Source organism: Muricoprocola aceti (genome assembly GCF_025567005.1).
Classification (GTDB): domain Bacteria; phylum Bacillota; class Clostridia; order Lachnospirales; family Lachnospiraceae; genus Marvinbryantia; species Marvinbryantia aceti.
Genome location: NZ_JAOQKE010000005.1, coordinates 42,180 through 65,443, shown reverse-complemented (window position 1 = coordinate 65,443; position 23,264 = coordinate 42,180). Strand labels below are relative to the sequence as shown.

Annotated in this window: 18 protein-coding genes and 1 pseudogene; 1 reads left to right on the top strand and 18 read right to left on the bottom strand. The window is 42.8% G+C overall.

Translation table 11 applies throughout. From position 1 onward, the window contains the following. Positions 1–19: 19 nt before the first annotated feature. Positions 20–3,175 carry an isoleucine--tRNA ligase gene (ileS, locus tag OCV47_RS06585; protein WP_262654425.1) on the bottom strand — a complete coding sequence of 1,052 codons (3,156 nt, stop codon included), beginning with the start codon at positions 3,173–3,175 and terminating at the stop codon, positions 20–22. A 464-nt stretch (positions 3,176–3,639) separates the two neighbouring features. Further along, the gene (locus OCV47_RS06580) at positions 3,640–4,845 is read right to left on the bottom strand and encodes an ion transporter (RefSeq protein WP_262654424.1); all 1,206 of its coding nucleotides are present in this window, start codon (positions 4,843–4,845) and stop codon (positions 3,640–3,642) included. Between the two features lie 158 nt (positions 4,846–5,003). On the opposite strand from OCV47_RS06580, the gene OCV47_RS06575 reads away from it, so the two are divergent. Continuing rightward, a complete protein-coding gene (locus OCV47_RS06575) occupies positions 5,004–5,723 on the top strand; it encodes a YesL family protein (RefSeq protein ID WP_262654423.1) in 720 nt (239 codons plus the stop codon). A 325-nt stretch (positions 5,724–6,048) separates the two neighbouring features. On the opposite strand, the gene OCV47_RS06570 is transcribed toward OCV47_RS06575, so the two are convergent. From OCV47_RS06570 to OCV47_RS06495, 16 genes and pseudogenes are all read right to left on the bottom strand, one after another. Then, a complete protein-coding gene (locus OCV47_RS06570) occupies positions 6,049–6,489 on the bottom strand; it encodes an RpiB/LacA/LacB family sugar-phosphate isomerase (protein WP_249308262.1) in 441 nt (146 codons plus the stop codon). Positions 6,490–6,509: 20 nt separating this feature from the next. Then, positions 6,510–6,988 (bottom strand): annotated as a pseudogene (locus OCV47_RS06565) (dihydroxyacetone kinase subunit L). A gap of 138 nt (positions 6,989–7,126) precedes the next feature. After that, positions 7,127–8,125 carry a dihydroxyacetone kinase subunit DhaK gene (locus OCV47_RS06560; RefSeq protein WP_249308280.1) on the bottom strand — a complete coding sequence of 333 codons (999 nt, stop codon included), beginning with the start codon at positions 8,123–8,125 and terminating at the stop codon, positions 7,127–7,129. A gap of 19 nt (positions 8,126–8,144) precedes the next feature. Further along, positions 8,145–8,927 (bottom strand): GolD/DthD family dehydrogenase, encoded by a 783-nt coding sequence (locus OCV47_RS06555; protein ID WP_117448254.1) that lies wholly within the window; start codon positions 8,925–8,927, stop codon positions 8,145–8,147. A gap of 94 nt (positions 8,928–9,021) precedes the next feature. Further along, a complete protein-coding gene (locus OCV47_RS06550) occupies positions 9,022–9,951 on the bottom strand; it encodes a substrate-binding domain-containing protein (protein ID WP_117448255.1) in 930 nt (309 codons plus the stop codon). Positions 9,952–10,067: 116 nt separating this feature from the next. Beyond that, complete coding sequence (locus tag OCV47_RS06545) at positions 10,068–11,042, bottom strand: ABC transporter permease (protein WP_262654422.1); 975 nt, start codon at positions 11,040–11,042, stop codon at positions 10,068–10,070. 22 nt (positions 11,043–11,064) lie between these two features. Then, on the bottom strand, positions 11,065–12,549 hold the full coding sequence (locus OCV47_RS06540; protein WP_283243058.1) for a sugar ABC transporter ATP-binding protein: 1,485 nt from the start codon (positions 12,547–12,549) through the stop codon (positions 11,065–11,067). A gap of 372 nt (positions 12,550–12,921) precedes the next feature. Then, positions 12,922–14,364, bottom strand: a complete 1,443-nt coding sequence (locus OCV47_RS06535) for a sugar ABC transporter ATP-binding protein (RefSeq protein WP_262654421.1) — start codon at positions 14,362–14,364, stop codon at positions 12,922–12,924. Between the two features lie 39 nt (positions 14,365–14,403). Then, positions 14,404–15,447: a sensor histidine kinase gene (locus tag OCV47_RS06530; protein ID WP_262654420.1), complete on the bottom strand. Its 1,044-nt coding sequence runs from the start codon at positions 15,445–15,447 to the stop codon at positions 14,404–14,406. 9 nt (positions 15,448–15,456) lie between these two features. After that, entirely contained in the window at positions 15,457–17,052 is a 1,596-nt protein-coding gene (locus tag OCV47_RS06525; protein ID WP_262654419.1) for a response regulator transcription factor, read from the bottom strand. Between the two features lie 624 nt (positions 17,053–17,676). Next, complete coding sequence (locus OCV47_RS06520; RefSeq protein ID WP_470358375.1) at positions 17,677–17,844, bottom strand: WCX domain-containing protein; 168 nt, start codon at positions 17,842–17,844, stop codon at positions 17,677–17,679. A gap of 188 nt (positions 17,845–18,032) precedes the next feature. Further along, the gene (locus tag OCV47_RS06515) at positions 18,033–18,959 is read right to left on the bottom strand and encodes a lysophospholipase (RefSeq protein WP_262654418.1); all 927 of its coding nucleotides are present in this window, start codon (positions 18,957–18,959) and stop codon (positions 18,033–18,035) included. Positions 18,960–19,014: 55 nt separating this feature from the next. Beyond that, positions 19,015–19,887 carry a 16S rRNA (adenine(1518)-N(6)/adenine(1519)-N(6))-dimethyltransferase RsmA gene (gene rsmA / locus OCV47_RS06510; protein WP_117448261.1) on the bottom strand — a complete coding sequence of 291 codons (873 nt, stop codon included), beginning with the start codon at positions 19,885–19,887 and terminating at the stop codon, positions 19,015–19,017. Positions 19,888–19,891: 4 nt separating this feature from the next. Next, positions 19,892–20,674 carry a TatD family hydrolase gene (locus OCV47_RS06505; protein ID WP_262654417.1) on the bottom strand — a complete coding sequence of 261 codons (783 nt, stop codon included), beginning with the start codon at positions 20,672–20,674 and terminating at the stop codon, positions 19,892–19,894. A 13-nt stretch (positions 20,675–20,687) separates the two neighbouring features. Beyond that, positions 20,688–22,652, bottom strand: a complete 1,965-nt coding sequence (gene metG, locus OCV47_RS06500; RefSeq protein ID WP_262654416.1) for a methionine--tRNA ligase — start codon at positions 22,650–22,652, stop codon at positions 20,688–20,690. 350 nt (positions 22,653–23,002) lie between these two features. Continuing rightward, positions 23,003–23,242 carry a hypothetical protein gene (locus OCV47_RS06495; protein ID WP_262654415.1) on the bottom strand — a complete coding sequence of 80 codons (240 nt, stop codon included), beginning with the start codon at positions 23,240–23,242 and terminating at the stop codon, positions 23,003–23,005. Positions 23,243–23,264 lie beyond the last annotated feature (22 nt).

Below are 23,264 nucleotides of genomic sequence, written 5' to 3'. Positions count from 1 at the left end.
TCGCTTCTCCCTTCATTCTCTACTGCTTTTCAACAGCCATGGTAACTTTTTCACCATTGATATTCCAGTCTTTTTCATAACCACTGGTGCTGCCGAGTACTATGTCGTTGGCCAGTACTGCAGATTCGATTTCTTCTCTGTGGGCGCTTAAGATCTGTTCGATCTTCTCATTACCCTTCGCATAGACAACAATTCTGTCCATCACCTGGAAGTCTGCTTCTTTTCTCATTGTCTGTACTTTACTGATCAGCTCATTGACAAATCCTTCTTCAATCAGTTCCGGAGTCAGCTTAATCTCAAGAACAACCGTAACTTCATTATCCTGCTCTGTCACGTAATCTTCAGACTGTGCTGTTTCAATCAGCAGATCATCACTCGTTAATACTACATCAGTATCGCCTTCCATGTCAAGGTGAAGGGCACCGGTCTCTTTCAGTTCTTTCATAGCCGCCTGACCATCCAGAGCGGATAACTGCTGACGGATTGCGCCAAGAAGCTTGCCATATTTCGGTCCCACTGTCTTCAGCTGTGGCTTAAAGATATAAGATACAAAGCCATCTACTTCATCGGTAAAGGTTACCTGTTTGCTGTTTAATTCATCACGGATAATGTCTGTAAAGTATTCAGACAGAGCCTTTGGTGCCTTTACATACATATTGGCAATCGGCTGTCTGTTCTTGACATTGGCTGCATTTCTTGCTGCACGTCCAAGTACTACTACTTTCAGTACTTCATCCATATCAGCTTCCAGTTCCGGATCAATGTGTGCTTCATCTGCAACAGGGAAATCGCAGAGATGTACACTTTCCGGTGCTGTCTTATCAATGCTGCATACCAGATTCTGATAAATCTGTTCTGTCATGAACGGAATCATCGGTGCTGCTGCTTTTGCAACGTTAACAAGAGCCGTATACAGAGTCATGTATGCATTGATCTTATCCTGTTCCATGCCTTTTGCCCAGAAACGTTCACGGCTGCGGCGTACATACCAGTTACTGCAGTCATCTACGAATTCCTGAAGTGCTCTTGCCGTTTCCGGAATCTTGTATGCTGCCAGGTCTGCGTCCACGGTCTTGATCATGGTGTTCATCTTGGACAGGAGCCATTTATCCATAACGGATAATTTATCATAATCCAGTGTATATTTAGTTGCATCAAATTCGTCAATATTCGCATACAGTACGAAGAATGCGTAGGTATTCCACAGAGTACCCATGAACTTGCGCTGTCCTTCCTGAACAGCTTTTCCATGGAAACGGTTTGGCAGCCATGGTGCACTGTTGATGTAGAAATACCAGCGGATCGCATCTGCACCGTATTTTTCCAGTGCATCGAAAGGATCTACTGCATTTCCTTTGGACTTACTCATCTTCTGTCCATTTTCATCCTGTACATGTCCCAGAACGATAACATTCTCATAAGGCGCTTTGTTAAACAGCAGTGTAGATTCTGCCAGCAGAGAATAGAACCATCCACGAGTCTGGTCTACTGCTTCTGAGATAAATTTTGCAGGGAACTGCTTTTCAAATACGTCTTTATTCTCAAATGGATAATGATGCTGTGCAAATGGCATTGCTCCTGAGTCGAACCAGCAGTCGATTACTTCCGGTACACGGTGCATCTGTTTTCCACATTTCGGACACTTGATAGTGATTTCATCAATGTAAGGTCTGTGCAGTTCTACCGTCCTGGCAGCTTCGTTTCCACTCATCTCAAAAAGTTCCTGACGGCTTCCGATGGAATGCATATGACCACATTCACACTCCCAGATGTTCAGCGGAGTTCCCCAGTAACGGTTACGGGAAATACCCCAGTCCTGAACGTTCTCCAGCCAGTCGCCGAAACGTCCTTTTCCGATACTTTCCGGGATCCAATTGATGGTGTTGTTGTTGCGGATCAGATCATCTTTGACTGCTGTCATCTTGATGAACCAGGATTCGCGGGCATAGTAGATCAGTGGAGTATCACATCTCCAGCAATGTGGATATTCATGTTCAAACTTCGGTGCATCAAACAGCAAACCTCTGTCGTCCAGATCTTTTAATACTTCCGGGTCTGCTTTCTTTACAAACAGTCCGGCAAATGGAGTCTCTTCAGTCATTTCACCTTTTCCATTTACAAACTGTACAAATGGCAGATCATATTTGCGGCCAACTTTAGAGTCATCTTCACCAAATGCAGGTGCGATATGAACTACGCCAGTACCATCTGTCAGTGTTACGTAGGTATCGCAGGTAACAAAGTGAGCTTTCTTATGCTGTTTTTCAGCCACATCTGCTGCGCACTGGTATAATGGTTCGTATTCCTTGTATTCCAGGTCAGTTCCTTTGTAAGTCTCCAGTACTTCATAAGCTGGTGTCTCTTCGGTTCCCAGTTTGCCAAGGATGGTATCCAGCAGAGCTTCTGCCATATAATAAGTATATCCGTCTGCTGCTTTCACTTTTACATAAGTCTCATCTGGATTCACACAAAGTGCAACGTTGGATGGCAGTGTCCAAGGTGTGGTCGTCCATGCCAGAATGTAAGCATCTTCCCCTTTTACTTTGAAACGTACCACTGCGGAACGCTCTTTTACTGTCTTGTATCCCTGTGCTACTTCCTGTGCAGAAAGCGGAGTACCACAACGAGGGCAGTAAGGAACAATCTTGAATCCCTTGTACAGAAGCTTCTTATTCCAGATCTCTTTTAAAGCCCACCATTCTGATTCGATGTAATCATCATGGTAAGTAACATATGGGTTATCCATATCTGCCCAGAAACCAACGGTGCCGGAGAAATCCTCCCACATTCCTTTGTATTTCCAGACGCTTTCCTTACATTTGTTGATAAACGGTACCAGACCATATTCTTCGATCTGCTCTTTGCCGTCCAGTCCCAGCATCTTTTCTACTTCCAGCTCAACAGGAAGCCCGTGGGTATCCCATCCGGCTTTACGAGGAACCATTTCCCCCTTCATAGTATGATAACGTGGAATCATGTCCTTGATTACACGAGTCAGTACGTGACCAATATGTGGCTTACCATTTGCTGTTGGCGGTCCATCATAGAATGTGTAAGTCGGGCCTTCTTTACGATTTTCCATACTTTTTTCAAAAATGTGATTCTCTTTCCAGAACTTTTCCACATCTTTTTCTCTCTCAACAAAATTGAGATCGGTAGATACTTTCTTGTACATGATATTTTTCCTTTCTGTATATATTTAGATAACGTAACCTTTTATGGAATATGGCTTGCCATATTACAGAAAAAGCTCCCATCCGTAAAAGGACGAGAGCTCGTTATACCACCTGTTACTCTTCTGGATACGTCAGATTGTGCCTGTATATCCGCTCCCTGTAACGGGGGAATCCGTCAGAATCTAGTCTGTAGTTGGTTGCTCATTTCGATTCTGAAACTCAGAAGTGATCTTCCATCTGCCTTACTCGGTCCGGACTTTCACCTGCTCCGGCTCGCTGTGCCTTTCACAACAAATGTACTGTCTTCGTCATGGTTTTTACCATCATTTTGGTTTCACGGTAATAATAGTACCCCAGGAAACCGCTAAAGTCAAGGGAAATCCCGTTTTCTGTTTGCATTTTAGTCAATCATACATGACCAAATCGTAATTGACTAAAATACAATTTTCATCTTTTCTGATACCTATATCTGCAGTTCCTCTGAATTCGCCAGATACGTCTGTGTATACAAAATGACAGTGTCGCCTTCCTGCAGGAGCATCGTTCCATATGGGATCAATGCCTTACCGTGGCGTTTTACCAAAACAATGACACTGTGCCTGGATATATCCAGATCGCAGATCCGATGTCCGGTCCATGAATGGCGTTTTTCCAGTGTTACCTCTTTTAATGTGATCCGCTCGCTGTCAGGTACAGATTCTGCACCAATCACCAGTACATCTCCTGCCTTCAGTTCCAGATCCCCATTGGGGATCAGGACGTTTTTATTACTCTGTACTACTGCAATAATAATATGCTTTGGCAGATGCAGATCCCTGATTTTTCGTCCACACCAGCCATCCTGTGACGTCAGCGGAATCCGGATAAAATGGATGTCCTCTTCTTTTCCGTACTCGCTCATGCGTTTGATACGGGAATACTGGTCAACGAAGCCGGCTGAAATAATACCTGTAGGGATGGCCACCATTCCAACTCCAAGAAAGGCAATAAAGATACCAAATATTTTGCCCATTGTGGTGACAGGATAGATATCTCCATAGCCTACCGTCAGCAAAGTGGAGGCCGCCCACCAGATACCGGAAAAAGCATTGGTAAATACTTCCGGCTGAGCTTTATTTTCCAGACTGTACATACACAGACTGGAAGAAATCATCAGTACCAGTATAATAAAGACCGAAGACATCAACTGCTGTTTTTTACTGATAATAACTTCGGTAATCACATTCAGCGAATCATAATAGGCATTAATCCGGAACAGCCGGAAAATACGGATGATTCGCAGCATTCGGAACGCCACTGCCCCTGACGGGAAAAAGACTGGCAGATAATACGGAATAAACGACAACATATCTACAATACCAGAAAAGGACAGCAGATACTTTCTCACTGCCCCCAGCTCTGATTCATTCGGATACAGACACTTTGCTGTAATCACACGCATCAGAAAGTCTACTGCAAAAAATGCAACCGTCAGGCGTTCTATCGTAAGAAGGAGACTTCCATATTTCAGTGCCCAGTTGTCAAACGTATACAGGATGCTGACTGTCAGATTTAATATGATCGTAAAAGTGTTAAGCACATCATAGCCCCAGCAGGCAACATCATAATTGCAGCCAATTTCAATTAATTCATAAAGACGTCTGCGACGCTTCTCCCATTCTGGTTTCAAAGAGATTCCTCCTTGTAAAAATATTAATTTTATTTTACAGGAATGAACCGTAAGCGTCAACGCTGGTACTTGCATTATTCCCAGATTTTGTTATACTGTTAGCAGGGTCAGTTTTCGACCTTTTTCTTTTATAACACAGACTTTTAGGGAGGATTTTTATGAGCAGCTTTTTTAATATGGACAGTCCGATTATGCGCTTTCTGGGCAGGCTGGCTGATGTGATGATTCTGAATATTGTGTTTCTGATTACCTGTCTCCCGGTGGTGACGATCGGAGCTGCGTGGACTTCTCTCAGCTATGTTACTCTGAAGATGTCACGGGATGAGGAATCTTATATTGTAAAGAGTTATTTTAAGGCTTTCCGGCAGAACTTCCGGCAGGCTACTGCCATCTGGGGACTGGCTCTTGTCGCCATGTTTATTTTCTACATGGACTTTCATATTATTCGCAGCATGAACCAGTCCATGGCGCAGGTGATGTTCATTCTGCTGGCTGCCATTGCCATGCTGGCTGCTCTGACATTGTTATATGTATTTCCGGTACTTGCCAAATTTGACAATACTATCCTGAACACGATCAAAAATGCCTTTTTTATGGCAATCGGCAATCTGCCACGTACCCTGCTGATGGCTGCAGTCATCGTTGGCTCTATTGTACTGACTTTCCTGTCACAGCAGACCATTGCTATCGGGCTTTTGGTATGGATCATGTGTGGATTTGCACTGATCGCATTTCTCAATGCACATATCCTGGTGAAAGTATTTGACCGTTACATACCAACGGATGAGGAAAGTTCTGTCGAATCTGTCATTGATGGTTCTGTTTTCCAGAATCTGCATCCGGTAGATTCAGCTGAAGATGACGATACTTCTTTATAAAATCTTTTGTTCGAGTTCAAAAGGGGCTGTCTATTTCCCGACAGCCCCCTGTTCTAACATGTTCATTTGATGGACGATTTTATCCTGCGAACAATAAACCTTATTATTCACTGTCTGTAAAGACTGAAACTGTCTTAAATCAAATTATGCTCTTTGCGAAGTTCTTCTTCTATCTTTTTACCTTCTTTTTCTTCTGCTTCCTTCCGAAGTTCTTCCTTCATTTTTTCGTATTCTTTTTCCCCCATCTGATATAGCCTCCAGCAGGATTGCATATTAAAATCCCCCTCTGATCTGATATTGCATCAGACCAGCGGAGGATTCTTTTTTATCTTTCCTGATCATACTTTACAAATGCATCTACCTTGGGCTGTGAACCGCAGCCTTTTACGAATTCATTTGTAAGGAATTCGGTTGTCAGAAATTCTCTTTCCTTGCATCCTGTTGTAAATGCACCCATGCAGATGATGTTAGCGTCATTACTCAGTCTTGCTCTCTGGGCAGAGTAATAATCTGTTACCAGTGCTGCATAGGCACCTTTCACTTTATTTGCTGCGATGGACATTCCGATTCCGGTTCCGCAGATCAGGATACCACGGTCATATTCACCGGCTGCTACGGCTTCTCCGACTTTTATGGCAACATTGGCATATATCGGATCTTCACTTCCAAAGTCTGAGACTTCTCCGTATCCTTTTGCTTTTATGTAGTCCATCAATTCTTCTTTTTCTTTCTGTGCATTCGGGTCACAGCCTATTGCAATTTTCATTTTGACACCCCCCGGATTCCTTATTCTAATACGGATTTCATACCATCTGCCATTGCCTTCAGCATGATACAGCAGGATGTTGCTCCGGCATCCAGAACACCTCTGGAACGTTCACCCAATCTGCTGGAACGGCCATACTTTGCAACCATGTCTTTTGTAGACTCTTTTCCTGTCTCTGCACAGTCCTTCATTTCATCCANTTCATGCACTCCACGCATGGATTTAAGGTATCTACCAGTGTCTTGTCTCCAGGTCTTGCATCCACGATGCCATACAGTCCTTCCAGTCCTGCTTCCAGCATTTTTGCAAATACTTCCAGGGTAATGTCTTCTTCCTCTTCAGCAGAATCTGCCATGTCCATGAAAATGGTTCCATAGATCGGTCCCATAGATCCGCCGATCTCATTCAGCAGAACCATTCCAAGGTCATTCAATCCGTCTGTAAATGTGGTTTCATCTTCTCCCAGACGTTCCCCATAGGTAACAAATCCTTTGTTCATATTCATTCCATGGTCTCCGTCACCGATCAGGCCATCGATATCACCCAGATACTGTTTATTTTCATGAATAGCCTGTACCATATTCAGCAGAATCGGACGGCCTTTTGCGTTTTTTACTACCATTTTTCCGCGCTCCTTTTAAACCTGTGTCAGACCCATTGTATTGCAGTCCAGATCAATCAGTTCTTTTAATTCATCATCCAGTTTCATAACGGTTAAAGTTGCTCCCATCATGTCCAGAGAAGTAAAATAGTTACCTACATATGCTTTATGAATGCGAATGCCTTTTTCCACAATCAGTTTTTCAATTTCATTATACAGTACATATAATTCCATAACCGGTGTAGCACCCAGACCGGATACCAGAACAACTACTTCATCGCCGGATTCAAACGGGTAATCTGGTAATACGATATCTGTCATCCGTTTTGCCATCTTATCCGCAGTTTCCAGTTCACATACTTCGATTCCAGGCTCTCCATGATGTCCGATTCCCACTTCCATGGTTCCATCTTTGATCTCAAAATTTGGATGTCCAACTGCTGGCAGGGTACAAGGGGTCAGACCGATTCCCACACTTCTGGTGCTGTCGATTGCTTTCTGTGCAGCTGCAATGACTTCATCCAGATCTCCGCCAAGAGATGCCTTTGCACCGCCACATTTCCACATCAGAATTTCTCCGGCCACTCCGCGGCGTTTTTCTCTCTGATCCTTTGGTGCAGAAGCCACATCATCATTGGCAACTACTGTTTTGACTGTCAGGCCTTCTTTTTTCGCCATTTTCACAGCCATTTTTACATTCATGTTATCACCGGAATAATTTCCGTAGAGACACGCTACACCTTTTCCGCCATCTGCTGCTTTGAATGCATCCAGAAAAGCTGCTGCTGTAGGAGAAGAACAAATCTCGCCAACTGCTGCGGAATCACACATATTCTTTCCAACATATCCGATAAATGCAGGTTTATGTCCTGATCCGCCACCGGTTACCACACCAACTTTTCCTTCTACAGGTGCATTGACTGCTGCCAGTACTCTTGGATGGCTGGTTTTCTTTACGATATCACCATGGGTTTTTACAAACCCTTCCAGCATTTCGTCTACAATATTATCCGGATTATTTAAAATTCTCTGCATAATTTATTTTTCCTCTCTCCTATTTAATTGTATATCCGCCATCAATCAGTAAGTTGTGACCGGTGATCATTGCTGCGCCTTTACTGCAAAGGAATGCGATCACTGCTGCGATCTCTTCCGGTTCTGCAAATCTCTCTGCCGGAATCTCTTTCTTGAATGCATCTCCTACCGGGCCATCCCATGCCTTATGTCCGAGTGCTGTTAATACTACGGTTGGTGCTACGGCATTGACACGAATACCGTATTTGCCCCATTCCATTGCCATCACTTTTGTCATGGCAATAATTCCGCCCTTAGCGGCACAATAAGCCACATGTTTATCCAGTGCAATAACACCTGCCTGAGAAGCAATATTTACAATACTTCCCTTCACTCCGTTATCAATCATATATTTTCCAACAGCCTGTGCCATAAAGAAGCTTGCTGAAAGGTTGATATTGATGGTTCTGTTCCAGAAATCTTCGCTGATAATTTCTGCACTTTCCAGTGCTACGATTCCTGCACAGTTTACCAGTATATCAATCTGTCCGAAGGCTTTTACGCCTTCTTCGATAACATGCTGTCTGTATTCTGCATCACATACGTTTCCGGCAACTCCGATTGCCTTATCGCCGCCCATTTCTTTTGCAATATTATTTACTTCAGGATTTAAATCTGCCAGAACTACATTTGCTCCCTGCTTTAAGAAAAATTCTGCTGTTTCATTTCCGATTCCGGCAGCACCACCTGTAATGACTGCTGTTTTTCCTTTCAGTCCAAGATCCAGTGACATAATTTCTTCTTTTGAAAAATTTGGTAACATAATTGTACTCCTCCGATTCTGTTCTGTTTTTATATCAGTTATTTTTGTTTAAGAAAGGCGGGGACTTCACGCCACCCGCCCCATTTGATTTATCTTAGTATCTGTCAACGTATTCGTCCGCGTTGTCCGGTGTAATCATCTGGAAAGGAATCCAGATTTCTTTTTCCACTTCTTCTCCATTTAAGTATGCAACTGCTGCATCGATTGCACCTGAGATCTGGCCTTCTGCATCCTGGAAGTCAGAAGCAATCATTCTGCCTTCTTTTACAGCTGCAACTGCATCTGTGATACCATCAATACCGATACATGGGATATCATATCCTTCTGCTTCAATGGCCTGACGTGCGCCAAGTGCCATTTCATCATTTTCAGCAACAACGGCATTGATTTCATCGCCATATGTGGTCAGCCATGTCTCCATAAGTGTCATAGCTTCAGAACGTGACCAGTTTGCTGTATTGTATTCCAGCACTTTGATGTTTTCATGATCTGCCAGTACATTGTTGATACCTTCCCATCTCTGAAGCTGTGCTGACTGTCCCATAGGTCCTTCAATAATTACGATATTAAAATCATCAGACTTCATATAATCGATCATGTACTGCATAATTTCTTCACCGGCGCCAACGTCCTGTGAGCCAACATATGCGGTAAGAAGATCTGTGTTAACCATTGTATTTACACCAAAAACAGGGATTCCGGCTTTGTCTGCTGCTTCTACGCAGGCTACACATGCATCTGCATCCTGAGGATTCAGAATAATAGCATCTACACCATTGGCGATCATGGTTTCAACCTGGTCAAGCTGTGTAGCAGCATCATTATTTCCATCGTAAGATACATAATCAATACCGTTTTCTTCACAGTACTTGGTCGCATAATTATCCATTCTCATACAGAACTCAGTCTGCAGTGTATAGTAGGTTGCACCAATTGATACGGTATCTTCTGCCATTGCTGCTGTTCCTGCTCCCAGTGCCATTACCATTGTTCCTGCCAGTGCCATTGCGATTTTCTTGTTCATTTCCTTTTCCTCCTTTTAACCCTTATATAGTTTTTGTAACCGGATTACTCGATTTCCGATCACCCTTTTAACAGATCTTCTGCGATCTGCCAAATACATAATTCAAGACTGCCCCATCAATCTGAACTTAATCCATCCATCATAACTGCTGCGATTACTACGAAACCTTTTACAATCATCTGATAGTAAGCAGATACACCCAGCATATCCAGACCGTTTGACAAGCAGACCATCAGGAGAATACCTACGATAGTTCCCCAGAGTCTTCCTTTTCCACCTGCAAGAGAGGTACCACCGATTACAACCATTGCGATCGCATCTGTTTCATAACCGTCACCGGTATTCGTTACACCGGATGTTACACGGGCTGTTGTAATAATTCCTGCCAGTGCTGCCAGTATTCCGGATAAAATATATACAGAAGCTGTAATTTTCTTTACATCAATACCGGAAACTCGTGCTGCTTTTGCATTACCGCCGACTGCAATGACATATCTTCCATATCTGGTTTTGTACATCAACAGGAAACAGCCGATCAGAATGATGGTAAATACGATAATTGGAATAGGAATTACATTAAATACCATTCCACCACCGATTGCCTTAAAAGATTCACTTAAGTTTGGAATCGGCTTTGCATTTGTTAATATGTAGGTAAGACCTTTGGCTACACTCATGGAACCAAGTGTTCCAACGAATGCCGGTACCTTCAGGTATGCTATACAGATACCGTTGAATAATCCGACTGCAAATCCCATCAGCAGACCTACCAGAACCGCTACGATCCACGGCATATTCATGGATGCCTGTGCGAAGTATGCAGAATACATACCGGCACATCCCATTACCGCTCCTACAGAAAGGTCAATGCCTCCTGTCAGACAGACAAATGTCATACCTATGGCAAGAAGTCCGTTGATCGATGCCAGTCTCAGTACATTTCGTATATTTAATGGACTGATAAATCTTGGTTTAATAATTGTAATGATGATACAGAGCACAAACAGTGCAACTAATGATCCATATTTGGAGATAAAATTTTTCCGCGCCTGTGCCTTCATGGACGCGCTCATTTCTCCTGTATTTTTCATCTTCCCTTACCTCCTCCTTAGGTTACATATGCTGCATAGCTAATTTCATCAGAGACTTCTGATTAAATTCATTTTTGGATAATTCCCCACTCATTTTGTGGTTACTCAATACCAGGATTCTGTCTGACATACCCATGGCTTCCGGCAGTTCCGATGAAATCATAATAATTGCTTTGCCTTCTGCAACAAATTCATTCATCAGTTTATAGATCTCTGCCTTGGCACCGACGTCAATACCTCTGGTCGGTTCATCAAAAATAATCACATCCGGATTTTTCAGCATCCATTTGGCAAGAACCACTTTCTGCTGGTTTCCTCCAGAAAGATTCTTTACTGCCAGATTCGGACTGGTTGTTTTTACTTTCAGATCTGTAATCTCTTTTCCAACTCTGTCCTTTTCTTCTTTCTGTTTTATAAAAATCTTTCGGCTCAGCTCTTTCATCGAAGGTAATGTAATATTATGAGCAATGCTCATAGGAAGTACTAATCCCTCGCCCTTCCGGTCTTCTGTCACATAGGCAAGTCCGTTTTTAATTGCATCAACCGGTTTTTTGAATTCTACTTTCTGACCTTTCAGATAAACTTCCCCACTGTCCGGCTTTGTGATTCCAAACAATGCCTGCATCGTTTCCGTTCTTCCTGCTCCTACCAGTCCCACCAGACCGAGAATTTCGCCTCTGCGAAGTTTGAAACTGATATTTTCAAATACACCTTCCTGTGTAAAATTTTTTAATTCCAGAATGGTATCTCCGATTTCTACCTTTCTTTTTGGATACTGTTCTGTCAGTTCACGACCAACCATTGCCTTTACTACCATGTCATTGGTTGCTTCTTTTGTGTTCCAGGTTGCAATGCTTGCTCCGTCACGCAGGACCGTAATCTGATCGGTAATGGTATAGACTTCTTCCATTTTATGGGAAATATAAATGATACCTGTTTTTCTCATTTTCAGATCCCGGATAATGCCATACAGGTTTTCTACCTCTCTGTCAGTAATGGAGGATGTTGGTTCATCCATTATCAGGATTCGTGCATTTTGTGATACTGCTTTCGCAATTTCCACAAGCTGCTGATCTGCCACTCTTAATTTTCCCATCTTGGTTTTCGGATTCAGGTTAATGTTCAGATTCTTAAGAAGCTCTTCTGTGTCTTTATACATTTTCCTGTAATCAATAAATCCGTTTTTTACAGGCTCTCTTCCAAGATATATATTTTCTGCCACTGACATTTCTACAACGGAAGACAATTCCTGATGGATCATGGCAATTCCCAGTTTCTGGGCATCATGTGGAGATTCTATATTGACCTCCTGGCCATCAATCCTGATTGTTCCGCCATCACGTTTGTGGATTCCAACGAGTATGTTCATCATTGTCGATTTTCCTGCACCATTTTCTCCCATCAGTGCAAGAACGGTTCCGGCTTCCAGCGTCAGATCAACGGAATGAAGCACTTCATTTCCGTAGAAACTTTTGCGGATCCCACGCATTTCCAGTAACACACTCATATGTTCACCTCCTGTCTGATTTATGGTTCTTTGTAACTGTTCAGTACCTTCACATTGGGTTCTGAATAGTTATGGTTCTTTTTCATTTCGTTTCTGTTCTTTTGATGATTGCATTCTATCATGCGCCTGTTTTTTTCAAAAGGGGATTCCTTTTGGACAGAGAGGGGGTATTTTTGGATTTTGTATAGTTATTATCTGTTTCATCAATGTTTTTTGTCTATTTTTTCATTCTTCTCGTATTATATATGGAATTATTGTTATATTTTTATCATTTTTATATGCTTATTTGTGCGTTTTTGCTTCTGTAACTCAAAAAATGAACGGATGCATATCTCAACTTCAGATCATACATCCGTTCTCTCTTATTCCATCTCAAGTCTCACTAAGCAAGTATTCAAATTCTTTTCTGTTTAAAATTCCGATATTTTTTCCATCTTTTACAAAAACAAGCCGATCTGCCAGAAGAAGTACATTCTGATAATTCACTGTCACAATCACTACTGCAATTCCATGATCCAGCAATTCTTTCATCAATTGATAAATCAGTGTCCGCAATTTCAGATCTGTATTTAAAAACGGATGAATGCAGACGACGATATCAGGGTGTTGCAATAAAATACGTCCATATATCAATCGGTACTTCTGATAAATGGTCATGTTTTTCACTTCCGTGCCATTTTGCGGCATTTTTTCTCCCATTCGTTCTCTTGCAATTGCTTTTCTCGTCTCCTTACGATGCCACAGACCTTTGAGCAGATGATCCGATGTAAGACACAGATTATCCTCATAACTCATATTTTTAAACAGCATATTCTCTGCCGGATTATCCAAAACCACAGCTATTTTTCTGGTATCTTTCTTTCTATACGGCTTTCCCCTGTATAAAAGCTGACCGGAATCTCCCCGCCCTTCAGTAAAAGCATATTCCAGATCATCATAGATCTGTTCCCCTCCATCGTGGATGACCAGACATTCTCCCCTGCGAATGCTGAAAGATAACTCTTTTATTTTATTGTAGGAATAATCTTTGAATCGAAAGATCCTCTCCACATCAGGCGAATCTTCTACCTGCGCACTTCTTTTTATCATTCCCTGGTAAGACAGCATATAATTTCGCAATACCCGCTCTGTCAGGTTTCTTTTCTCCAGTATTTTCACAATCCTTCCGGTTTCCATAATGGCTGTTCTGTCACACATTGCACATAATTCATCCTGACATGTACTTACATACAAAAATGTATTACCTTTTCCCGCATAATACCGCACCACCTGATATAATCTGTCCATCTGATCCGGTGTGATTACAGAACTGGGATCTCTCAGAATAATCACATCTGCTCTGCTTACCACAGCTTTCAGTATTTCCAGTATATACCGTTCAAATACGGACATTTCTTCCAGTGATTTGTTGAACTGCACTCCTATTTTCAGTTCATCTGTCAGCATCTTCATCTGACTTTTTATAATCCTGTTATTAATCCAGATCCCTTTATATCCTTTTCTCAAAATAAAAATATTTTCTTCCGGCGACAGATACTTTACCAGTATATTCTCATAAGATATCATCAGGACATTGTTCTCTGTTTCTGTTCCAATAGAAAAGGAATTTACCAGCTTCTCACGGATATAGATTTGACCATATAATATAGGCAGATTCTTCTGCATCAGTTCCAGCATTTTATTCAGCCCAAAAGAATCCAGTGGCAAAAGTCCCATCACTTCACCCGCATAGATCTGCAGATTCAGATTATCCAATATGGTAATATCATTTTCTACATAAGTAACCCTCTGCATACGCAGCACTTCTTTTTTCATGTGCCATACCCTGTTTTTCAAGCGGAGTGCTGTCACGCCTCACACTTTATTAAAATCGACCTTTTTCAGTTCTCTCCGACTGGTTACAAGCGGCAGTTCAATCATTACATCGGTGCCCACTCCCGGTGTACTGTATACTGTCATGCCATATTCTTCTCCAAAAATCAGATGAATACGGTTATTCACATTCACCAGCGCAATTCCACCTTTTTTCTTTTTGTTATGCAGGCTTTCAAACAGGGACTGATTCAGCTTGCGGTTCAGATCATCCAGTGCCTCTGGCTGCATTCCAATCCCGTCATCACTGACTTGAATAATCAGCCTCTTCTCTGTACATCTGAGAGCAATCCGGACTGTACTAAAGCCCATTTTTCTTTCAATCCCATGAATAATACTGTTTTCCACCACTGGCTGAAGAGTCAGTTTTGGAAGCAGACAATGATTTAACAGATCATGCTCTTCTTCATCATATTCTATAGTGAGACCGATTCTTTCTTCAAACCGGTATTTCTGTATGAGGAAATAAGTATTGATATTATCCAGTTCTTCCTCCAGTGTCACCATATTTTCCATGTTGCTGATGGTATACCGGAAAAAATGTGCCAGTGCCTCTGTCATGCAGACTACACTGTCCATGCCCGCTTCCATTGCTTCACTTCGAATGCTCTCCAACGTATTATACAAAAAATGTGGATTAATCTGATTCTGAAGTGCCAGATACTGTGCCTGTCTTTTATTTTCATTCAGCATCTGTTCCGACTTCAGCAGCTGTATCAACTCTGAAAATATCCTGTCCACTTCTTTTGTCAATGCTATTTCACTGTCCTGAAGCCCATCTATGGTATATCCCTTCAGAAAAAGAGTCATATTATTCTCTATTTTTTTATATGGCAGTACCACCTGTCTGATAATCATCAGACCGAGTATCACCAGAAAGATTCCTATTACCAGAACCAATATCAGATCTATTCTGTTTCTGCGTTTGTCATACAGAAGCTTCAGCCAGAACATCCCACACAGAATCATTAAAAGTGATCCAAAAAATTTTACTCTGCTTATCAGATATTTCCAGTCTTCTCCCATGCTGTACCCCTAACCGTATAATTTTCTGTATTCTCCCGGCTTTAACCCGGTATACTTGCGAAACATAGACGTAAAATGCTTTACATCACTGTAACCTACTTTTTCGCATACCTCTTTTACGGTGTCTTTCGTATCCTTCAACAGTTCCTTGGCTTTTTCCATCCTCAACTGTATCAGATAGTCTGCAAACCCTGCGCCTGTCTCTTTTTTAAAGAAACTGCTGAAATAGCTGCTGTTGAATCCCACTTTATCTGCCACCAGTTCCAGCGTGATTGGCTCCATATAATGATTCTGCATATACTGTTTTGCGATACGAATTGGTTTACGCTCTTCCTCCTCAAACTGCTGTTTCTTTTTCTGCAGAATCTGAACCAGTGTATTCTCCAACACTCCAAATAACTGATCTGCCGAACTGCAGTGCCCGCATTTTTTCCGGAACAGAATCAGCTGGTCATGTGCCTCTTCGCTTTGCAGTGTATTCACTGCATGTGTACCGATCATCATAACTGCTTTTAACAGATCTTCACCTGTAATATTCTTTACTTTGAGAATGTCTGTTCCAAACTTTTCCACGCCTTCTGCAATAATCTTTTCATCACACAGATCGGAGGCCTTATCAAATATTCTGCAATATGGTTCCGTCAGTTCTCTGCAGTCAAACTGATTATTTACCGCCGGTGGATCCAGAAGCCGCTCACCGCCTTCCAGTAGTCTGTTATCCATGGCTCTCCTGCAAGAATCCAGACTGTCATACAGTTTTTCCGTATTGTCTACATCAATTCCCATTGCCACTGAATATCTGGCATCCCACAGCCTGAACCTTTTTGCATTAATCTGATCTATAGCGTATCTTACCGACTTCCTGAAAATATGACTGTTTTCCTTTTCATAATTGCAGAGAATATAGCAATAACACTCTTCCTTATAGATCTCCATATCATTGCAGGTACTTTTCAGCTCTGCCTTTAGAATTTCTTCCAGTTCCAGCATAATAGAGCGTACTGACTGAATATCATGTTTCTCCGTATCATAATCCAGTTTTAGTAATAATACCCGGAATATTCCGTCTGAAAAATGATACAGATACTGTCTGTTCACTTCATCTCTGTCCGGTATTGGTCTGCGTGGCGATGCCAGAAGCAGATCATAAAAAACGGCACATCTTTTTCGAATATTATCATCTTCCATATACTGCAAAAGCCTGTTGCTGGTATCAATCCGTTTTTTCTCCTGAATACATCTTGCTCCCAGTTTCTTTAAGGAAGCAGTCAGTTCATCCTGTTTAATAGGTTTCAGAAGATATTCACTTACGCCGTAATGAATGGCAGACTGTGCATATGCAAAATCTGCATACCCGCTGATAATCAGAACCTCCATAGAAATTTTCTGTTCCCTTGCCTGCCGTATAATCTCTATTCCATCACATCCCGGCATGCAAATATCTGTGATCAATATATCCGGTTTTTCTTCATTCACCATCCTCAGTGCATCTATGCCATTATTTGCCACCCCCACAAGCTGCATATCCAGCTCATCCCAATTCACCAGCATTTGTATAAGACGGCATATCTTTTTCTCATCATCCGCAATCAGTACCTTCAGCATGATATTTCCCCCTCCCAAAACCAGTTTTTGTATAATTTGTTTTTTATAGTCCTTACCCATTATATATGATTTATATAATTTTCACAAGACGTCAGCATGGCAAGAACATTTTCTTTCTATCTTATCCGACCTGTCTCTCAAAAGAAAGAATCCTTTTTTCCGATAAGACAAACCGGGACAGCTACCATTTTGTCAACTGTCCCGGTTTTAAAAATAATATGATATTTCATATATGGCCAAAACGCTATTCCCACAAGGTGAGAACCACGTCTGTATAACGCAAAAAACACCGCCCCCGTAGCTACTAAGTCTACAAAAGCAGTGCCTTCAGTGCGCGATCAGGGGTGCGGTCGTCCAGTGGACGACTCTGCCATAGGCAGAAGCACCGACCGAGCCGGCAGGCGAGATCGAACCCTGGGCACCCTGATTAAGAGTCAGGTGCTCTGCCAGCTGAGCTAATCGAAAACCCCTAAAATACAGTATTTTTCTATTATCGAGAGAAGGTTATGGCACATCGCTTTGCATATTTATATCGGATTTGTATTCAAAGTGTATTCAACAAAAAATATAGCATCTTTTTATCTAGAATTAAGCTACATCATAACGTCTTTTAACATCTTTTTATCAACTTTCATACACCTTTCTGATCTTATCCAGATACTCTGTAAATTCATCAACTACCTTCTGCGGCTTCAGGATTTTTACATCATTTCCAAATCCAAGCACCCAACCGAAAAACTGGTCACTAACTTCAATCGGTGCTGTAATGCTAAAATAATGTTCGTCTACCACATTATAAAGAATCCCTTTCTTTCCAAATCGGTCAATAACCTTATCGGATTAAGAAGGGGCGGAGAAATCCGCTCATAGAAAAAAGGATCCCTCGCAAGGTAGAAGGCTAACAAACCTTGTCCTTGCAGGGATCCTTTCAATTGCTACTGGAGAAGCCGAAATGTGGTATTAACCGACAACCCCCTTTTTTACGCTCTCATATATTCCATCCAGTGAAAAATATCCCGATAAACATCTTCCCGGTCTACTTCATTCAGTATCTCGTGCCGGTCCTGTGGATAGAGCTTCAGGGTCACATCCTTCATTCCCAGTTGTTTAAACTGTTCATATACCTTCTTTACGCTCTTTCCCGCATTTCCCACCGGATCATCTTCTCCTGCTACCAAAAATACCGGAAGATTCTTCGGCATTTTGTCCAGTATCTCTTCGTCACTTAACATATGGATACTATAGAACAGATTGTAATACCCATTTAATGTAAACCGATAGGTGCACAGCGGATCTTTTACATAAGCAGCCACATTTTCTTCATTCCGGCTGAGCCACTGCCTGCCTTTTAATGAACCAAACTTGCGGTTGTAGCCCCCAAACGCCATGGCATCTACCAGAAAACTGCGATAATGCCATCCAGTAAATAATGCCATGGTCTTACAAAGTGCCATTCCAAATGCTGTGGCGATCCGTGGCTGATGTCCGGTTCCCATAATGATGGCACCTGCCAGCCCGCTTCCATGAAGGCAGAGATACTGACGTACCAGGAAGGATCCCATGCTGTGTCCCAGAATAAAATATGGTACATCCGGAAAGCGTTTCTGTATCATCAGGCGCAGACGGTGAATATCCCGCAGCACCACTTTATTGCCTTCTTTTTCTGCAAAATATCCAAGCCATGAATCATCCTGTACAGACTTTCCGTGTCCCAGATGGTCATTTCCCACTACCACATATCCCTGCCTGGTCAGAAAAGCCGCAAACTCATCATAGCGATCTATGTACTCCACCATTCCATGGGAAATCTGAAGTACCGCAGCCGGCTTCTCATCTGGTTCCCAACAAATTGCATGAATCTGAGTCTTTCCATCATGAGACGGATAGGTAAATTCCACCTTTTTCATTGTTCTGCAACCTCCCTTTTAAAAAAGCCTCTGCCAGAATTGCAGAGGCTGTGTTTTATTGTTTTGCTAATATATCAGCTAACTTTGCAAACTGCTGAAGTGTCAGTGCTTCCCCCCGGATGCTGGCTGACACGCCTAAGGCTTCTATTGCCTGAGCAATCTGTTCCTTGGTGTAGTGCAGATCCGGTGCGTTATTTAATCCATTTGCCAGTGTCTTTCTTCGCTGGTTAAAAGATGCCCGGATCAGGCGGAACATCAGCTGTTCATTTTCAGTTGCCACAGGTGGCTCACTGTAGCGGGTCAGACGAATGACTGTACTTCCCACCTTCGGTCTTGGCATGAAGCAGTTCGGCGGAACATTGGCTGCAATATATGGTTCACAATAATACTGTACCGCCAATGATAAGGCACCATAATCCTTTGTTCCCGGTCCAGCCTGCATACGCATAGCTACTTCCTTCTGCACCATGACCGTGATACTCTCCACCGGCACATGAGACTCCAAGAGTCCCATAATAATCGGTGTGGTAATATAATACGGGAGATTTGCCACTACTTTTACCGGCTTTCCACCGTTCTTTTCTTTCACAATTTTACAGATATCCAGCTTCAGTACATCTTCATTGATCACTTCTACATTGTCATAAGAAGCAAGCGTCTCGTGCAGGATCGGGATCAATGTCTTGTCGATCTCCACTGCCAGGACATGTCCTGCTGCCTCAGCCAGATACTGGGTCATGGTTCCGATACCAGGTCCGATCTCCAGCACAAAATCATCTTTTGTGATATCCGCAGACGCAATGATCTTATTCAGCACATGACTGTCAATCAGAAAGTTCTGTCCGAACTTTTTCTGAAAGGTAAATTCATACTTCTGAATCACCTCTATGGTCTTCTGTGGATTCGATAATTTTTCGTTAAATTCCATACATTTATTCCTTTTCTAACCGGTACACCCGGCATGCATTCTCCCAGGTTGCCTGCTCTACTTCTTCCTCAGATAAACCTTTCAATTCCGCAATGGTCTGTATCACATATGGCAAATTCAAAGAAGAATTCCGTTTGCCACGGTTCGGCACCGGTGCCAGATATGGACAGTCTGTTTCCACCACGATACGGTCTATCGGAGTATCTGCTACCACTTCCTTTAGTACTCTGGCATTTTTAAACGTCACCACGCCTCCAACGCCAATGTAATAGCCAAGTTTCCGATATTCTCTTGCCATCTCTGCGGAACCGGAATAGCAGTGGATAATTCCCCCGGCAAATCCAGGTTTTCCGGCATGTTCTGCTTTCATCAGGTCAAAGGTATCCTGCGCTGCTTCACGGCTGTGGATATTTACCGGAAGATTGCATTCCAGTGCCAGATGGAGCTGCTCTGCAAACCACTTTTTCTGGATCTCACGGGACTCTTTATCCCAGTAATAGTCTAACCCTATTTCGCCTACCGCTACTGCTTTTTCATGGGACAATAACCCCTTCAGCCACTGCATCTTCTCTTCATTTAACTCACCGACTTCATCCGGGTGCACACCAAGCGCACCGTAGATAAAGTCGTATTTCCGCATCAGATCATACGTTGCCTGCACACCGCGAAGGCTGGCTCCCACATTCACAATGCGTCCTATGCCGCCGGACTGCATATTTTTCAGGAGCTCGTCGCGGTCTTCATCAAATGCCTCATCATCATAATGGGCATGGGTATCAAATATCATGTATAACTCCTAACTAACAGATTTCTGCACCTGCAGGCATCTTCTTATCCGGCACCATCAATGCCAGTTCTCCGTTCTCATCTTCTGCACAGAGAATCATACCTTCAGACAGCACACCTGCCAGTTTCGCAGGTTTCAGATTTACCAGTACCATGACCTTCTTTCCAACCATTTCTTCTGCACTGTAATGTGCTTTAATACCGGATACGATCTGTTTTACCTGGCTTCCGATCTTCACCTGGCTGCAAAGGAGCTTTTTAGACTTCTTTACTGGTTCGCAGGCAATGATCTCGCCAACCTGGAACTGCATTTTTTCAAAGTCTTCAAAGGTGATCTCTGCCTTTGGTTCGATATCGATGACTGGTTCTTCCGGCTTTTCCTGCTGTCCGGAAACTGCCTTCTGTGCTGCCTGGAGCACTTCTACCTTTTCCATTACTTCCTTCAGATCCAGTCTTGCAAAAAGGATCTCTGGTTTGTCTGTTACTTTTGTTCCACTCTCGTAGAGACCAAACTGGTTCATCTGTTCCAGACCTCTCTTCTGTGCATTCAGCTGTGCCAGAATCTTCTTAGATGTTCCAGGCATGAAGGATTCCAGAAGTTCTGCACCGATGGCAATGCTCTCTACCAGATTGTACAGAACAGTTGCCAGACGATCCTGCTTGCTTTCCTCTTTTGCCAGAGCCCATGGCATCGTCTCATCAATATATTTGTTGCAGCGTTTGAACAATACAAAAATCTCGCTGATGGCATCTGCTACACGAAGCTGTTCCATCTTCTCAGTTACTTTACCCGGTGTGGCCAGTGCAACTGCCTTCAGTTCTTCATCTACCGGCTCTGTCAAACCCTTATTGGCAACGACGCCGCCAAAGTATTTATTAGACATAGAGATGGTTCTGTTTACCAGATTTCCCAGGGTATTGGCCAGATCGGAGTTCAGACGTTCTACCATCAGTTCCCAGGTAATGACACCATCGTTTTCAAATGGCATTTCGTGAAGTACGAAGTAACGGACTGCGTCCACACCAAAGAAATCTACCAGATCATCTGCATAGATCACATTTCCTTTGGACTTACTCATCTTGCCGTCACCCTGCAGCAGCCATGGATGTCCAAATACCTGCTTTGGTAATGGCAGATCCAGTGACATCAGGAAGATCGGCCAGTAAATCGTATGGAAACGAATGATATCCTTACCGATCAGGTGCAGATCTGCCGGCCAGTCTTTTTTGAACTGTTCAGTGCTGTTGCCGTCACAGTCATAGCCGATACCGGTGATGTAGTTGGTCAGCGCATCCAGCCATACATAAGTAACATGCTTCGGATCAAAGTCAACCGGAATGCCCCATTTGAAAGAGGTTCTGGATACACACAGATCCTGCAGTCCTGGAAGCAGGAAGTTGTTCATCATTTCATTCTTTCTGGATACCGGCTGAATAAATTCCGGATGGGTGTTGATATGTTCAATCAGCCTGTCTGCATATTTGCTCATCTTAAAGAAATATGCTTCTTCCTTTGCCGGGGTTACTTCACGGCCACAGTCCGGACATTTGCCATCTACCAGCTGAGATTCCGTAAAAAAGGATTCACAAGGGGTACAGTACATTCCTTCATAATATCCTTTGTAGATATCTCCCTTGTCATACATCTTCCTGAATATCTTCTGAACCTGTTTTTCATGATCTTCATCTGTGGTTCGGATAAACTTATCATAAGAGGTATCTACCAGATCCCATATTCTCCTGATCTCTCCTGCGACTTTGTCTACATATTCCTTTGGTGTGATACCTGCTTCTTCTGCCTTCAGTTCGATCTTCTGACCATGTTCGTCTGTACCGGTCTGTAAAAATACATCATAGCCCTGTGCTCTCTTGTAACGGGCAATGGCATCTGCCAGAATAATCTCGTATGTGTTGCCGATATGTGGTTTGCCAGATGCATAAGCAATGGCAGTGGTCATATAAAACTTTTTCTTTTCCATTTTTAATCTCCTTCCATGACTAAGATCTATGAAATAAAAAACCCATCTTCTCAAACCGAGAAGACAGGTCAATACCCGTGTTACCACTTCACTTTATCCATACCTCGCAGTATGAACCTCTGCGGGTGCGTCTACACCCTTCCGCTATAACAGGCGATCCTGTCGCAGCCTATATCAGGACCTCATCACCCCGGTCTTCATAGTCGGTGCGCCGCTCCGAAGCCATTTTCCATCTATCGGTGCATATCCCTCTCAGCCTGTGGGAATTCTCTGTAATGTCCCGTATAAATGTACTCTCTTCATCCATGCGTTTCCATTTGCTTTTAGGCTAACACAGGAATCTTTTTCTGTCAAGGCTGGTCTTGCTTTCGCAACATCTCTTCTTCAAATATATCTTTCAAAGTACTCAATGCTGTACGGAAAGAACTCCAGGTCAGGCTTTTACTGCCCTCTCTCCGGTCAATCATCAGTTCCCTGTTCAGTTTTCCATTTCTTCCACGCTTCAGTTCATACCGGAAAGGCAGCCCTGATACGGTACGAAACGGATAATTCTGCCATTTTCTTTTCATCTCTTTCTGATACAGTCTCATGCTTCTTCTCTGCACTCACACT